Below are 15,514 nucleotides of genomic sequence, written 5' to 3'. Positions count from 1 at the left end.
CGCCTTTCGTCATCGACACCGTCGGTGGGCACGGCGCAAGGGCGCCTTTGCCCACCCCACGATTACGGACAACGCCGCGCCGCCTGGCTGCTGGCACCGAGGGAGCACCACATGGCTTACAAGAACTTCAAGCTCGAAACCGATGCCGACGGCATTGCGCTGATCACCTGGGACATTCCCGGCCGTTCGATGAACGTGCTCGACGAGACATCGACCAACGAGCTCGAGGCCCTCGTCAAGGAGACCACCGCCGACGCCGCCATCAAGGGGGTCGTCATCACCTCGGCCAAGGAGGCGTTCTGCGCCGGCGCCGATCTCTCCATGCTCGAAGGCATGAACCGTATCTATGCGGATGTGCTGAAGAGCAAGGGCGAGGAAGCCGCCAACCAGATGCTGTTCGACACCAGCCGGCGGTTCTCGCAGATCAACCGGGCGATGGAGACCTCGGGCAAGCCGTGGGTCGCCGCGATCAACGGTCTCGCGCTCGGCGGCGGCTTCGAGATCACCCTGTCGTGCCACTATCGTGTCGCGGCCGAGAATCCGAAGACCCGGCTCGGCCTGCCCGAGATCAAGGTCGGCCTGTTTCCCGGCGCCGGCGGCACCCAGCGCGTACCGCGCATCGTGCAGCCGCAGGACGCGATGAATCTGCTGCTGAAGGGCGAGGCACTCACCCTCGATAAGGCAAAGGCGCTCAAGCTGGTCGACGCGATCGTGCCGGCTGCGGATCTCATCAAGGCCGCCAAGGACTGGATCAAGGGCGGCGGTAAGGCGGTTCAGCCCTGGGACGAGAAGGGCTTCAAGCTGCCCGGCGGCCCGGTGTTCTCCAAGAACGGCATGATGATGTTCCCGGCTGGCAACGCCATCTATCGCCGCGAGACCTACGACAACTATCCGGCCGCGCGCGCCATCATGAGCTGCGTGTATGAGGGCCTGCAGCTGCCGATCGACGCCGCGCTGCGCGTCGAGTCGCGCTACTTCACCAAGATCCTGCGCTCCAAGGAAGCGGCGGCGATGATCCGCAGCCTGTTCCTGTCGATGCAGGAGCTGAACAAGGGCGCGCGCCGTCCGGCGGATGTGCCCGCGACCAAGCTGAAGAAGATCGCCGTGATCGGCGCCGGCTTCATGGGTGCGAGCGTAGGTTATGTGTCGGCGCGCGGCGGCCTCGAGGTCGTGCTGATCGACCGCGACCAGGAGAGTGCCGACAAGGGCAAGGCGCATGCGCAGAGCGTGATCGACGGTCTGGTCAAGAAGGGCCGCGCCAAGCCCGGCGAGGCCGAGGCGATCATGGGCCGCATCACCGCGACCGCCGACTATGCTGCCCTGAAGGATTGCGACCTCGTCATCGAGGCCGTGTTCGAGGACCGCAAGGTCAAGGCCGAGACCTATGCCAAGGCGCAACCCTATCTGAAGGACGGCGCGATCTTCGCCTCCAACACCTCGACCCTGCCGATCACTTCGCTGGCCGAGGAGTTCAAGGACCAGGGCCGCTTCATCGGCATCCACTTCTTCTCGCCGGTCGAGAAGATGATGCTGGTCGAGATCATCATGGGCAAAGCCACCGGCGATGTCGCGCTGGCGACCGCGCTGGACTATGTCCGCACCATCGGCAAGACGCCGATCGTGGTCAACGACTCCCGCGGCTTCTTCGCCAATCGCTGCGTGATGCGCTACATCGCCGAGGGCAACGAGATGTTCCTCGAAGGCGTGCCGCCCGCGATGATCGAGAATGCCGCCAAGATGGCCGGCATGCCGGTTGGCCCGCTGTCGCTGTCGGACGAGGTCGCGCTCGATCTCGGCCTCAAGATTATGAAGGCGACCGAACACGATCTCGGCGCCAACGCGATCAACCAGGACCACAAGAAGCTGATGGTCGAGCTGGTCGAGAAGCAGGGCCGCTTCGGCCGCAAGAACGGCAAGGGTTTTTACGACTATCCCGAGAAGGGCAAGGGTCAGAAGAGCCTGTGGCCGGATCTCGCGAAGCTGCAGCCCAAGCATCTCGATCCCGACACGCTCGATGTCGAGGAGCTGAAGCAGCGCTTCCTGGTGGTGCAGGCGGTGGAAGCCGCGCGCACCGTCGAGGACCACGTCATCACCGACGTGCGCGAGGCCGACGTCGGCTCCATCCTCGGCTTCGGCTTCGCCCCGTTCACCGGCGGCACGCTGTCCTACATCGACTTCATGGGGACGAAAAAGTTCGTCGAGCTGTGCCACAAATACACGGCCAAGTACGGCTCCCGCTTCGCCCCGCCGAAGCTGCTGGAAGAGATGGCCGCCAAGAACGAAACCTTCTACGGCCGCTTCCCGCCGAAGAAGGCCGCGGCTTGATGTGATCAGCTGCCTGTGACCAGAGCTCCCATAGCGCCGCATCGACGGTGCGCTCCCCTCCCCCTTGCGGGGAGGGGTCGGGGGTGGGGGTCTCAGGAAGAGGTCCGAGTTGGTGAGACCTCTTTCATCTCGAAGTCTCAGCACGAGCTTTGCTCGTCAACTCGCGCTCTATATCGTCCCACGGCACAGCGGCTCGCGCATCCGCATCGAAGCTAGCCATGCGGCGAGTCAATTCGGCTTCTTGAGCCGAGGTCAGCTGCACGTCTTCAGCCGTCAGGCTGTCCCACAACAGGCCTATGAGATCGAGCCGTTGTTTCACGGTCAGCTTGGAAATGTCGAACGAAAGGGACATCAGGTCAGCCTTAATGTTGGAGGCGGGAGGTCCATGGACAACGTTAGAGTCCCCGTGTGGACCCCCACCCCCGACCCCTCCCCGCAAGGGGGAGGGGAGCTCACCGTTTTCGTGGCGATGTGCTCGCTTCTGACGCGGGATATTACCCCGCCTTCATCAGCCCTTCCTTTGTCAGCGCCTCCTGCACCTTCGGCCGGGCCGCTACGCGGTTCTTGTAGGCCACCAGGTTCGGCATCCCAGACAGATCGAACTTCATCCGCTCCGCCCAGGTCAGGATCGTGAACAAATAGCCGTCGGCCACCGTGAACTGGTTGCCCATCAGGTAGTCGCGGCCGGCGAGCTGGCTGTCGATGTACTTGAACTTGCCCATCACGCGGTCCTTGAAGAACGCCTTGGCGTCGTCGGCGAGCACCGGTGAGAACATCGGGCCGAAATTCTTGTGCAGCTCGGACGTGATGAAGTTGAGCCACTCCAGCAGCTTGTAGCGCTCGCCGCTGTCGCGCGCCGGCGCCAGGCCCTTGCCCGCCGCCTGGTCGGCGATCATCTGGACGATGACCGGACCCTCGGTCACGATTTCGCCGCTCGGCAGCCCCAGGGCGGGCACCTGGCCCTTCGGATTGACCTTGAGATAATCGTCGCCATTTTCCAGGGTCTTGGCGCGCAGATCGACCTTCACCAGATCGTAGGGCAGGCCCGCCTCGAGCAGGGCGATATGGGGCGACAGCGAGCAGGCGCCGGGTGAATAATAAAGCTTCATCGTGTATTCCCTCCGTGAGACCGTTTCTTGTGGAACCGACCGGGCGTTAACACCGCCCTTAAATGCATGTGCATGGAATCGTCAAGATTGATGCAGCTGCATCAAATGCGCTAGAACGAGGACCAGAGGATACGAGCCGGCCCATGAAACGCAAACCATCGACCGAGGCGACCGCCGCCTGGATCCGCCTGATGCGGGTCCAGAGCCGGGTGCTCGACTGCGTCGAGCAGGAGCTGAAGAAGGCCGGGTTCCCGCCGCTCGCCTGGTATGATGCGCTTCTCGAACTGTCCCGTTCGCCGTCCGGCGAGCTGCGCCCGGTCGAGCTGGAGCGGCAGATGCTGATCCCGCAATATTCGACCTCCCGCCTGATCGACCGTCTGGTCGACGAAGGTCTGGTCGTCAGGCGCGAATGCAAGATCGACAAGCGCGGCCAGTTCGTCGAGATCACCGAGGCTGGCCGCGAGCTGCAGAAGCGGATGTGGTCGGCCTATTCGGCCGCGATCGAGAAGCATGTCGGCTCGAAGCTGTCGGATACCGATGCCGCCAAGCTCTGCATGCTGCTGGATCGGCTCGGCTGTTCCTGCGGTCAGGCCGCGCCGTTGGCGGCCGGAGAGGGCGCGTCGACCCGATGACCCATCCGCTCCCAATCACATCCGCGGCCCTCCGGGGTCCGCGGCTCTTCCTGTCACCACGCGCGACCATCGAAGCGCTTCTGAACCGAGACTCCCATGGCGCGTGACCAGATCGATATGACCCCGCTGCAGTCGCGCGACGAGCTCGTGGCGTGGTTGGAGGCCGGCGTGAAGCCGCCGTCGGCATTCCGCATCGGCACCGAGCACGAGAAGACGCCGTTCACGCTCGACGGTCACCGCCCCGTGCCTTACGAGGGCGCCCGCGGGATCGGCGCGCTGCTCGAAGGCATGAAGCTGCTGCTCGGCTGGGAGCCGATCATGGAGCGCGGCAACATCATCGGGCTCTATGACGTGACCGGCGGCGGCGCGATCTCGCTGGAGCCGGGCGGCCAGTTCGAATTGTCCGGCGCCCCGGTCGAGACCGTGCATCAGACGCATTCCGAGCTGATGGCGCATCTGGCGCAGGTGCGCGAGATCGCGACCCCGCTCGGCATCGGCTTCCTCGGGCTCGGCATGACGCCGTCCTGGACGCGTGCCGAAATCCCCGTGATGCCCAAGGGCCGCTACAAGATCATGCGAGACTACATGCCGAAGGTCGGCAGCTACGGCCTCGACATGATGTTCCGGACCTGCACGGTGCAGACCAATCTCGACTTCTCCTCCGAAGCCGACATGATCAAGAAGCTGCGCGTCTCCGTGGCCTTGCAGCCGATCGCGACGGCATTGTTCGCCAACTCGCCGTTCACCGAAGGCAAGCCGAACGGCTACCTGTCGTTTCGTTCCGAGATCTGGCGTGACACCGACAATCAGCGCGCCGGCATGATCCCCTGGGCGTTCGAGGACGGCATGGGGTTCGAGCGCTGGGTCGACTACGCGCTCGACGTTCCGATGTATTTCGTCAAGCGCGAGGAGACCTATATCGACGTCTCCGGCACCTCCTTCCGCGACTTTTTCGAAGGCAAGAACCCGGCGATGCCCGGCGAGCGTCCGACCCTGTCGGACTGGGCCAACCACCTCTCGACGATCTTCCCGGAGGTGCGGCTGAAGCGCTATCTCGAAATGCGCGGCGCCGATGGCGTGCCGTGGGGCCGGCTGCCGGCGCTGCCGGCGTTCTGGGTCGGCCTGCTGTATGACGATGCCAGCCTCGATGCCGCGTGGGACCTGGTAAAGACTTGGACCGCCTTCGAGCGTCAGAACCTGCGTGACGACGTCCCGCGCCTGGGCTTCAAGGCACGCATCCGCAATCGCTATGTATTCGAGGTGGCGAAGGACTGCCTGACGCTCGCCCATTCCGGCCTGCGCCGGCGCAACCGCGTCGATCAGAGCGGCCGCGACGAGAGCCGCTACCTCGAGCCGCTCGACCACATCATCGATTGCGGCCGCTCGCCGGCGGAGGAGATGCTGGAGAAGTTCAACGGCCCGTGGCACGGCTCGGTTGAGCCGGCCTATGACGAATATGCGTTCTGATCGGAACGGCTGAACCTGCTGTTGTCGCAGGTTCAGCGCACTCTCTTCCGGTTTTGGAGCGGACGGCTCGATCTACTTTTTGTTGCGATTTGTGTCTGCTGCGCGGTTCGACGGCCAGGCGCCGGCGCTTTGCTTAGAGCTGTTCCAAGACGCCCGCGCCGTTCATGCGCCATACAGGTTCGTGGCGATCAAATGACCACCCAAAAGCACGCAAGAAAACACAAGCGTTAACAATGGGTCGGATGGTTCAGCGGCGCGCGGGGCGCTTCATCGGGGCATGGCTGCGGGCACTGACGTGCCTGATCGCGGCCCTGTGCCTGACGCCCGCGTCCGCACAGACCTATTCCGACCGCCCCGGCGGCGACTACATGAGCGCGCCGATCGCCTCGGGCGATCCCGCCGATTGCGCGCTGCTGTGCGAGCATGATCGGCGCTGTCGCGCCTGGAGCTTCAACTATCCGACCGTGATGGAAGCCGGCGCCGTCTGCTGGCTGAAGAACAGCGTCCCGGCGCGGGTGCCCGACAATTGCTGCGTCTCCGGCGTACGCGGCGCCGGTGTCGTCGAGATCCGCAACGATGCCGTGGAGACCTCGATCGATCGGCCCGGCGGCGACTATCGCAGCTTCGACATCAAGACCACCGATCTCAAGGCCAACGACAAGGTCGAAAAGCCCGCCGACAAGGTCGCTGACAAGGGCAGCGACACCAAGGTGGCGGACAAGAAGGACGAGAAGGCTGCCGACGCCGAGGAGATCTGCAAGGCGGCCTGCACCGGCGACAACAAATGCCGCGCCTGGACCTTCGCGCGGCCCGGCTATGCCGGCAAGGAGGCGCACTGCTTCCTGAAGAAGGAGATCAAGCCGCCGCGGCGTCGCGCCGGCTTCACGTCCGGCGTGGTTCGCTGACGCGTCGGACCCTGGCCGTCAGGATTATTTTCTCCGTCGGCGCGTAACAGGACGGCAGTCCCATCCGAAATGAGGTGCGGCGCCGGAGCTCTCGCCGGCTGCCTGTCGCAACGCAGGGATCGGAGTTTGCCATGATGTTTTCGCGCAGGTTCTTTGCCACCGCAGCGGCGGCTGCCACGTTCGCGCTCTCCGGACTGGGGACGGCCTTCGCCGTCGAGACCACGCCCTATACAGACGCCGCCTTCAAGGCGGCGCAGACCGCCGGCCAGCCGATCCTGATCGAGATCCATGCCGGCTGGTGCCCGACCTGCAAGGCGCAGATGCCGATCATCGACAAGCTCGCGGCCGATCCGAAATTCAAGGACCTGAAGATCTTCCGCGTCGACTTCGACGACCAGAAGCCGGTGGTGAAGGGCTTTGGCGCGCAGATGCAGTCGACGCTGATCGTCTTCAAGGGGGCGAGCGAGACCGGCCGCTCCGTCGGCGACACCAGGGAAGCCGCGATCGCCACGCTGCTCGACAAGAGCCTGTAACGCGCCATGCTGGCGCTGGCCTTCGTGGCAGGCCTGCTCTCGATCCTGTCGCCCTGCGTGTTGCCGCTGGTGCCGATCGTGCTCGGCGCGGCGGTCTCGGCGCATCCGCGCGGCGCGCTAGCGCTGGCGGCAGGACTCGCGCTGTCATTCACCGCCATCGGACTGTTCATCGCGCTCGCTGGCAATAGCGTCGGACTCGATGCCGGCGTCTTCCGCCTCGTCGCGGCGGTCCTCATGCTGGCGATCGGCGTCGTGCTGCTCGTGCCGTCCTGGCAGGCGCAGCTCGCCGTCGCCGGCGGCCCGGTGCAGCGTTGGGCCGACCGGAATTCCCAAGACTTCGCGGCATCAGGCGCGGGCGGTCAATTCATGATCGGGCTCTTGCTCGGCGCTGTGTGGTCGCCCTGTGTTGGGCCAACGCTGGGCGCCGCGTCGCTGCTGGCCTCGCAGGGACACGACCTCGTTCGCGTGACGCTGACGATGCTGGCATTCGGCTTTGGTGCCGGCCTGCCGCTGGTCGTTCTTGGAATGGTGTCGCGGACAACCATGATGCGGCTCCGCGAGCGGCTGCTGTCCGCCGGCAAGCTCGGCAAGACGCTGATGGGCGCGGCGTTCGTCATCGTCGCAGTCGCGATCCTCAGCGGCGCCGACAAGCAGCTGGAGGCGTGGCTGGTCGCGATCTCACCGGCGTGGCTGACGGAGCTGACGACGTCGATTTAGACAGTCACCCGATATGGGAAACTCGGAGTCGTCTCGGCGATCGATCTTTCCGATGATTTTCTCCGTCATGCCCGGGCTTGTCCCGGGCATCCACGTCGTTCCCGGCATGCCGACCCACGTGGATGGCCGGGAACAGGCCCGGCCATGACGGCGTGGAAAGAGACAAGTGCAACGCTCGCGGGATCATTCCTCGGCTGTAATGACACGGATCTCCGGCCACAACGCCTTCCACCGCTCCGCCTTGGCCGCGTAGTTCGCCGCCGAGAAATTGGCCGTGTAGTTCGGCCGCACGATCATCTGGTCGATGTCGTCCAGGCCCTTGGGCGCATAGAGCTCGTATCCGTCGCCGACAGGGCGAAGGCCGACCTGCGTGTTGGCGGTGAGGAACCGATCGATGCCAGCGGTCGATTGCGACAGAGGCGGGTAGGGGCGGCCGTGCTTGGCCGGATACCAGATGTGGACGCGGGCCTGGTTGCGCACTTCCACCTTGGCATCGATCCCGGCCAGACAGGACGCGACCTGCCGGATCACCGCATCTTCGGCATCCCATGAGGTGTCGAGATCGAAGTAGAACACGTCGTAATCGAGGATGCCGTGGTCGACGGGGCGTCCGGTGCGCACATTCCAGACCGTCTGCACCAGGCAGCCCGACACGACCCACGCATCAGGCAACGCCGTCGCGCGCAGCACATCGATGATCGCCGCGTTGACGGGATTGCGAAGCGCTGACGTGACGAAGTCATCCTCGGTCATGTCCCTTGATAGCATGCAAATACCGTCCGCTCACGCGGACATCGCGGGACACCTCGCGAGGGATGGGGAAAAGAACGAGCGCTCAGCCGCGATCGAATGCGGCAAGCGCCTTCTTGGACGCCAGTGTCCGCCACTGCCGCCGCAACAGCGGCTCGACCTCAGCAACTCGCGCCTTGGACAGCCGCAGCAGCACGATCGAATCATCGCGATAGTGATCGGTGAAGTAGAACAGCGTTGGCCGGCTCTCGACCAGCATCGCGCGCTCGTCCGGCGGAACGCCGGGGAGGACGAGACTGGCCCCATCCTCCTTCAGCCGCGCCAGCAGCTTCTTGCGCACCTTCAGCGCCGGCGTGCCGTAGGACGTGCCGTCCTCGACCTCCGGCCATGCCAGGGCGAGCGCCCTGACATCGTCGAAGGTCACGGCTGCGGTCCGCTCAGCGGACCGCGGTGAAAAACCGATCGAGCCGGAAGCCCGACAGCCAGGCCCAGACCGGCTGGTTCTTGAAGCCGAGATCCCAGGAGCCGACCACCGCATCGGCGCGGCCGACCAGATTGTCGATCGGCAAGAAGCCCACGCCGCCGTCGCGCAGCGAGACGCGGCTGTCAGCGGAGTTGTCGCGGTTGTCGCCAAGCACGAACAGCTTGCCGGCTGGCACGGTCACCTCCTGCGTGTTGTCGAGGCGGCCGTTGTCGCGCATCTTGAAGATCAAATGCGAGACGCCGTTTGGCAGCGTCTCGACGTAGCGATAAGCCGGCTCGTTGCGGCCGGTGTCGTCCTCGGCGTCGCCGATGCCGTCCGGCTTGAGCTGGGCGGCCTGTCCGTTGATGTAGAGCTGGCCCTGGCGCATCTGGATGCGGTCGCCGGGCAGGCCGACGACACGCTTGACCCAGGCCTGCGAGGTGTCGCCCGGCCAGCGGAACACGACGACATCGCCGCGCTTCGGCGTCTCGCCGAACAGGCGCCCGGTCTCCGGCAGGGTGATCTGCATCGGCAGCGATGACGTGCCGTAGCCATACGGGAATTTGGAGGCGAGCAGCGCGTCGCCGATCAGCAGCGTCGGCTCCATCGAGCCCGAGGGCACGTAGAACGGCTCGGCGATCGCGCCCTTGGCGAGGAAGACGACCGCGACGACGGCGGCGAGCTGGGCGATCTGCCCAGTCCACGTCGTCTCCTTGCGCGGCGCTTTGGTGCTGACCTTGCTCGTGGACATCTTGTCGAGGCTCATCGGCCCGTGCCTCCCACCGTGATGCGATCCATGCGAAGCGTCGGCTGTCCGACGCCGACCGGCACGCCCTGGCCGTTCTTGCCGCAGGTGCCGATGCCGGTGTCGAGCGACAGATCGTTGCCGATCATACTGATGCGGTTGAGGTCGGTCGGGCCGTTGCCGATCAGCATCGCGCCCTTCACCGGCGCGCCGACCTTGCCGTTCTCGATCTTGTAGGCCTCGGTGCACTGGAAGACGTATTTGCCCGAGGTGATGTCGACCTGGCCGCCGCCGAAATTGACGGCATAGATGCCGTTCTTGACGGAGGCGATGATCTCGGCCGGATCGCGCTCGCCGGCCAGCATGTAGGTGTTGGTCATGCGCGGCATCGGCACATGCGCGTAGCCCTGGCGGCGGCCGTTGCCGGTCGGCGCCATGTTCATCAGCCGCGCGTTCTGGCGGTCCTGCATGTAGCCGACCAGGATGCCGTCCTCGATCAGCACGGTGCGGCTGGTCGGCGTGCCCTCGTCGTCGATCGACAACGAGCCGCGGCGCGACGCCATGGTGCCGTCATCGACTACGGTCACGCCCTTGGCGGCGACCGGCTTGCCCATCAGCCCGGCGAAGGCCGAGGTCTTCTTTCGGTTGAAGTCGCCTTCCAGGCCGTGGCCGACCGCTTCATGCAGCATCACGCCGGGCCAGCCGGCCCCGAGCACGACGTCCATCTCGCCTGCGGGGGCGGGGACGGATTCGAGATTGACCAGCGCCTCGCGCAGCGCGCCGTCGGCGGCCTCGCGCCACGCCTTGGTCTCGATGAAGCGCGCATAGGCCTCGCGGCCGCCATAGCCCTTGCTGCCACTCTCCTGGCGGTCGCCCTGGCCCGCGACGACGGAGACGTTGACGCGCACCAGCGGGCGGATGTCGCGATAGCTCTCGCCGTCGGGCCGCAGAATTTCCACCACCTGCCAGGTCGCACCCAGGCTCACCGTCACCTGGCGCACGCGCGGATCCTTGTCGCGCAAATAGGCGTCGATCTCGCCGAGCAGCTTGACCTTGCTTTCGAACCCCGGCGCGTCGAGCGGATTGTCGTCACCATAGAGGCGGACGTTGGTGTGCGGCGGCGCGCTCGCGAACGTGCCGGAATAGCCGCCGCGGACAGCGCTCACCGCATCGGCGGCGCGCATCAGCGCCGGCAACGACACGTCGGAGGAATGCGCGTAGCCGACCGCATCATCCTTCACCGCGCGCAGGCCAAAACCCTGGCTGGTGTCATAGGTCGCCTGCTTGAGCCGGCCGTTGTCGAAGGTCAGCGCCTCGGTCTGGCTGTATTCGAAGAACAATTCGCCGTCATCGGCGCCGGCCAAGCCCCGCGCGACCTCGCTCCGGACCGCATCACGATCCAGATTGGCGCGCTCGAGCAGGGAAGTGGTGGGAGCTGTCATGGGTCAATCCGTTGTCGGAGCGTTCATTCCAAGATAGTTGTTTTGACGCCGGGGCGCGAGGGGCAGGATGATTACCGAACTGACATGGTTGAGATCGTTCCCATTACCGCCGCTCACATCGAGAGCTTCCATCGCACGCTGGACTGCGTCGCGCGCGAACGGCGCTATCTGTCCTTCGTGCAGGCGCCGCCGCTGGATAAGACACGCGCCTTCATTCTGAACAACATCCACGAAGGATATCCGCAATTCGTCGCTCTCTCGGCCGGCGAGGTGGTGGGCTGGTGCGATGTGACGCCCAAATCGGGGCCGATCGATGCCCGGATCGGGGTGCTCGGCATGGGCCTTTTGCCGCAGTTCCGGCACCAGGGCCTCGGCCGGCGCCTGATGGACGCGGCGCTGGAGGCAGCGCGGGTCGCCGGTTTCTCGCGCGTCGAGCTCAACGTCTATCGCGGCAATACCAATGCGATCCGGCTGTACCAGAGGGCCGGCTTCCTGCTGAAGGCGGTCCAGCCGCGGGAGGCGGGCGATGACGGCTTCGACAGGACGCTGCTGGTGATGGCCTTGGCGCTCGACGCGTCGCGCTGAGCGACGGCCGGACCGCTGCAGGAGCACGCGAGCCGATCACGGCAATGTGCATCGGGTGGCGTCGTCAATTCGATGCGACGTCAGGGCAGCTTGTCAAACCCGTCGGCGAGGCCGTTCAAGCTGAGCGGGAAGCCGATGCCTTCCTCCGGCGTCTCGAAGATGATGAAGGTCGCGGTCTTCGCCGTCTTGAGCTGGCCGAGCAGCTTGTCTTCCAGCACGACCTCGGCGACGCAGCCGTTTGGCAGGCAGCGCACGAAGCCGGCGCGGCCGACGTCCTGGTTGTCGAGCTTGAGCCCGAGGCCGGACGGCAGCAGCACGCCGAGCGGCGCGACCACGCGCATCAACCGGCTCTTCTGGTCCGCGGTCTTCAGCATGATCACCGTCAGGCCGGCATTGGAGCGGTCCTCGGCAACGACGCTCTGAATCAAAGCGCATTGCTCGGCCTGCGCGCCCGGTGGCGTGTCGCAGCGGATCTGCCAGTCGCCATGCACCGAGCGCACGGCGCCCTGCGCCAGCGCGGCGTGAGGCACACCGATTGCAGTCGCGGTCACCACGAGCGCGGTCGCTGCGGCAGAGACCATGGCGACGGCGCGCGTGAAGCGGCCGCCGATCGCGCTGAGTCGGCACAAACGGCGCGAGTCATTCGCAGCTGGGGCTGACATGTCAGCTGTCCTGTCCGTTGAAACCCTGGTGCGGGTCAGTGCCATGACAAATTCCTGTGGGTGATCTGCGCATCCGACGCCATGATACGGCAATGATGGCGTCATGAGGACAGCCTCACCAGCCTACGGCACGAAACGATACGAAATATGGCCGCATCCGGTGCACGGCCGCTGCGCCTCGCCGAATCAGCGTCGCAAGCGGCCATGATCCGTTGCCTACATCGCAGCATACACCTGTCAAGCGCTCGTTGTCCGGGAAATCACGGCATGCGGCAATTTCCCGGAAAATTAGCTCATCGTAGCGGATGACGCTGCGCGCGAAATCCGGCTTAAGACTGCATTGCGATAGATCAAGAATTATGGTTTGAGAAGAAAGATTTCGTCATTCCAGTGAACTGGCCCAGGTGCTTTTCTAAGCGTCCGCCCGAAGGCCATTTGTCAGGAGAGCGGATCGACGGCGCGCCGCGCGAAACTCGCGGGGCGCTGAGGGGGAAAGTTCTGAAGGGAGCGCGACGGCATGAAGATGTCGAAAGGCCAATTGGGCGCCTGCTTGCTGGGGTTGGCCGTGGCGGGCATGACGGGTGGATCGGCATTTGCTGAAACCGGGCAGCCTGCGCCGTGGGAATACAAGCTGCAGGAAGCCGCAACGCCGGTGATGGAGAACATCACCTGGTTCCACGGGCTGCTGCTGACGATCATCACGCTGATCACGCTGTTCGTGCTCGCGCTTCTGGTTGCCGTCGTCGTGAAGTTCAACGCGCGCGCCAATCCGGTGCCGTCGCGGACCACGCACAACACGCTGATCGAAGTGGCGTGGACGCTGATTCCGGTGCTGATCCTGGTCATGATCGCGGTGCCGTCGTTCCGCCTGTTGTTCCTCGAACTTGACGTGCCGAAGGCCGACCTGACGATCAAGGCGACCGGCAAGCAGTGGTACTGGAGCTACGCGTATCCCGACAACGGCAAGTTCGAGTTCGACTCGCTGCTGGCGCAGGACAAGAAGCCGCGCCTGCTCGCGGTCGACAATGAGATGGTCGTGCCGGTCAACAAGGTGGTTCGTGTCCAGACCACCGGCGCAGACGTCATCCACTCCTGGGCGATCCCGTCCTTCGGCGTGAAGATCGACGCCATTCCGGGCCGCCTCAACGAGACCTGGTTCAAGGCGACCAAGGTCGGCATGTATTACGGCCAGTGCTCCGAGCTGTGCGGCAAGGACCACGCCTACATGCCGATCGCGGTGCGCGTCGTGAGCGACCAGGAATTCACTGCCTGGGTCGAGGACGCCAAGAAGAAGTACGCCAGCGCGCCCACGAGCACCTACGCCTCTGCTGCGGGCGTGTCGCAGTAACGCACGGGGACGAACGCGAAGGAATTGAGGGCCGCGTCACGCGGTCCACGGGGACACTGAGGATTGGACAATGGCGACGAACGTAGCGACCCATACCGGCCATGACGATCACGCGCACGACCATCCGACCGGATGGCGGCGCTGGGTCTATTCGACCAACCACAAAGACATCGGCACGATGTATCTGATCTTCGCGGTGTGCGCCGGCATCATCGGCCTCGCCATGTCGGTCGCGATCCGCATCGAGCTGATGTATCCGGGCGTGCAGCTCTTCCACGAGAACCACACCTACAACGTGTTCGTGACCTCGCACGGCCTGATCATGATCTTCTTCATGGTCATGCCGGCGATGATCGGCGGCTTCGGCAACTGGATGGTGCCGCTGATGATCGGCGCGCCGGACATGGCGTTCCCGCGCATGAACAACATCTCGTTCTGGCTGCTGCCCGCCTCGTTCGCGCTGCTGCTGACCTCGACCTTCGTCGAGGGCGAGCCGGGCGCCAACGGCGTCGGCGCCGGCTGGACGATGTATGTGCCGCTGTCGACCTCGGGCCACCCCGGTCCGGCCGTCGACTTCGCGATCCTGTCGCTGCATCTCGCCGGTGCGTCGTCGATCCTCGGCTCGATCAACTTCATCACGACCATCTTCAACATGCGCGCGCCGGGCATGACCCTGCACAAGATGCCGCTGTTCGTGTGGTCGATCCTGGTGACGGTGTTCCTGCTCTTGCTGTCGCTGCCGGTGCTCGCCGGCGCCATCACCATGATGCTGACCGACCGCAATTTCGGTACCACCTTCTTCGATCCGGCCGGCGGCGGCGACCCCGTGCTGTTCCAGCATCTGTTCTGGTTCTTCGGCCATCCGGAAGTGTACATCCTGATCCTGCCCGGCTTCGGCATGATCAGCCAGATCGTCTCGACCTTCTCGCGCAAGCCCGTGTTCGGTTATCTCGGCATGGCCTACGCCATGGTCGCGATCGGCGGCATCGGCTTCGTGGTCTGGGCGCACCACATGTACACGGTCGGCATGTCCTCGGCGACGCAGGCCTATTTCGTCGCCGCCACCATGGTGATCGCGGTGCCGACCGGCGTGAAGATCTTCTCCTGGATCGCCACGATGTGGGGCGGCTCGATCGAGTTCCGCGCGCCGATGCTGTGGGCCGTGGGCTTCATCTTTCTGTTCACGGTCGGTGGCGTCACCGGTGTGGTGCTCGCCAATGCCGGCGTCGACCGCGTGCTGCAGGACACCTACTACGTCGTCGCGCACTTCCACTACGTGCTGTCGCTCGGCGCGGTGTTCGCGATCTTCGCGGGCTGGTACTACTGGTTCCCGAAGATGTTCGGCTACATGTACAACGAGACGATCGCGAAGGCGCATTTCTGGGTCACCTTCATCGGCGTGAACCTGGTGTTCTTCCCGCAGCACTTCCTCGGCCTGTCGGGCATGCCGCGCCGCTATATCGACTATCCCGACGCTTACGCCGGCTGGAACCTGGTCTCCTCGCTGGGCTCCTACATCTCGGCCTTCGGCGTGCTGATCTTCATCTACGGCGTGGTCGATGCCTTCATGCGCAAGCAGCAGGCGGCCGCCAATCCGTGGGGACCGGGCGCGACCACCCTGGAATGGACCCTTTCCTCGCCGCCGCCGTTCCACCAGTTCGAGGTGCTGCCGAAGGTGCAGTAAGCCCCGACGGCCTCCATCTGCGGCGCCGTGATCGGCGCCGCATCGACATCTGCCAGCCGGGACGCCCTTGATCCAAACTCGGGCGTGCCGGCCGGATCTCCGAAGCCAACGTGCTGACCTGCGCGCACCAGCGCGAATGTCCAGCGC

Annotated in this window: 16 protein-coding genes; 9 read left to right on the top strand and 7 right to left on the bottom strand. The window is 65.0% G+C overall.

Features of this window, described 5'->3' with window-relative positions; all coding sequences use genetic code 11:
• The first annotated feature begins 111 nt into the window (after positions 1–111).
• Positions 112–2,325: a 3-hydroxyacyl-CoA dehydrogenase NAD-binding domain-containing protein gene (locus BRAD285_RS30595; protein ID WP_006615259.1), complete on the top strand. Its 2,214-nt coding sequence runs from the start codon at positions 112–114 to the stop codon at positions 2,323–2,325.
• Between the two features lie 124 nt (positions 2,326–2,449).
• On the opposite strand, the gene BRAD285_RS30590 is transcribed toward BRAD285_RS30595, so the two are convergent.
• On the bottom strand, positions 2,450–2,677 hold the full coding sequence (locus BRAD285_RS30590; protein ID WP_087877689.1) for an addiction module protein: 228 nt from the start codon (positions 2,675–2,677) through the stop codon (positions 2,450–2,452).
• 142 nt (positions 2,678–2,819) lie between these two features.
• The gene (gene gstA, locus BRAD285_RS30585) at positions 2,820–3,434 is read right to left on the bottom strand and encodes a glutathione transferase GstA (protein ID WP_006613047.1); all 615 of its coding nucleotides are present in this window, start codon (positions 3,432–3,434) and stop codon (positions 2,820–2,822) included.
• Positions 3,435–3,577: 143 nt separating this feature from the next.
• Here gstA and BRAD285_RS30580 point away from each other — a divergent pair, with 143 nt between their 5' ends.
• From BRAD285_RS30580 to BRAD285_RS30560, 5 genes are all read left to right on the top strand, one after another.
• Positions 3,578–4,066, top strand: coding sequence for a MarR family winged helix-turn-helix transcriptional regulator (locus tag BRAD285_RS30580; protein WP_006613046.1), 489 nt, complete (start codon positions 3,578–3,580; stop codon positions 4,064–4,066).
• A 96-nt stretch (positions 4,067–4,162) separates the two neighbouring features.
• Complete coding sequence (locus BRAD285_RS30575; protein ID WP_006613045.1) at positions 4,163–5,533, top strand: glutamate--cysteine ligase; 1,371 nt, start codon at positions 4,163–4,165, stop codon at positions 5,531–5,533.
• A 242-nt stretch (positions 5,534–5,775) separates the two neighbouring features.
• On the top strand, positions 5,776–6,438 hold the full coding sequence (locus tag BRAD285_RS30570) for a PAN domain-containing protein (RefSeq protein ID WP_035647150.1): 663 nt from the start codon (positions 5,776–5,778) through the stop codon (positions 6,436–6,438).
• Positions 6,439–6,569: 131 nt separating this feature from the next.
• Positions 6,570–6,971: a thioredoxin family protein gene (locus BRAD285_RS30565; protein WP_035647148.1), complete on the top strand. Its 402-nt coding sequence runs from the start codon at positions 6,570–6,572 to the stop codon at positions 6,969–6,971.
• Positions 6,972–6,977: 6 nt separating this feature from the next.
• Positions 6,978–7,688 carry a cytochrome c biogenesis CcdA family protein gene (locus tag BRAD285_RS30560; protein WP_006613042.1) on the top strand — a complete coding sequence of 237 codons (711 nt, stop codon included), beginning with the start codon at positions 6,978–6,980 and terminating at the stop codon, positions 7,686–7,688.
• A 183-nt stretch (positions 7,689–7,871) separates the two neighbouring features.
• On the opposite strand, the gene BRAD285_RS30550 is transcribed toward BRAD285_RS30560, so the two are convergent.
• From BRAD285_RS30550 to tldD, 4 genes are all read right to left on the bottom strand, one after another.
• Entirely contained in the window at positions 7,872–8,441 is a 570-nt protein-coding gene (locus tag BRAD285_RS30550; protein WP_006613041.1) for a nucleotidyltransferase family protein, read from the bottom strand.
• An 82-nt stretch (positions 8,442–8,523) separates the two neighbouring features.
• A complete protein-coding gene (locus BRAD285_RS30545; RefSeq protein ID WP_006613040.1) occupies positions 8,524–8,862 on the bottom strand; it encodes an MmcQ/YjbR family DNA-binding protein in 339 nt (112 codons plus the stop codon).
• 13 nt (positions 8,863–8,875) lie between these two features.
• Positions 8,876–9,667, bottom strand: a complete 792-nt coding sequence (lepB, locus tag BRAD285_RS30540; RefSeq protein ID WP_006613039.1) for a signal peptidase I — start codon at positions 9,665–9,667, stop codon at positions 8,876–8,878.
• Entirely contained in the window at positions 9,664–11,088 is a 1,425-nt protein-coding gene (gene tldD, locus BRAD285_RS30535) for a metalloprotease TldD (protein ID WP_006613038.1), read from the bottom strand. Before tldD ends, lepB begins: the two co-directional genes overlap by 4 nt.
• An 84-nt stretch (positions 11,089–11,172) precedes the next feature.
• Here tldD and BRAD285_RS30530 point away from each other — a divergent pair, with 84 nt between their 5' ends.
• Positions 11,173–11,673, top strand: coding sequence for a GNAT family N-acetyltransferase (locus tag BRAD285_RS30530; RefSeq protein WP_006613037.1), 501 nt, complete (start codon positions 11,173–11,175; stop codon positions 11,671–11,673).
• Between the two features lie 80 nt (positions 11,674–11,753).
• Here the strand turns inward: BRAD285_RS30530 and BRAD285_RS30525 are convergent, their stop codons facing one another.
• A complete protein-coding gene (locus BRAD285_RS30525; protein ID WP_006613036.1) occupies positions 11,754–12,380 on the bottom strand; it encodes an invasion associated locus B family protein in 627 nt (208 codons plus the stop codon).
• Between the two features lie 472 nt (positions 12,381–12,852).
• Between BRAD285_RS30525 and coxB the strand changes: the two genes are divergently transcribed.
• A complete protein-coding gene (gene coxB, locus BRAD285_RS30520; RefSeq protein ID WP_006613035.1) occupies positions 12,853–13,683 on the top strand; it encodes a cytochrome c oxidase subunit II in 831 nt (276 codons plus the stop codon).
• Positions 13,684–13,753: 70 nt separating this feature from the next.
• Entirely contained in the window at positions 13,754–15,367 is a 1,614-nt protein-coding gene (ctaD, locus tag BRAD285_RS30515; protein ID WP_006613034.1) for a cytochrome c oxidase subunit I, read from the top strand.
• Positions 15,368–15,514: the final 147 nt, after the last annotated feature.

Origin of the sequence: Bradyrhizobium sp. ORS 285, assembly GCF_900176205.1 — a bacterium.
Taxonomy (GTDB): domain Bacteria; phylum Pseudomonadota; class Alphaproteobacteria; order Rhizobiales; family Xanthobacteraceae; genus Bradyrhizobium.
Note: the sequence above shows the minus strand (reverse complement) of the source record. Positions and strands in the feature narration are given on the sequence as shown.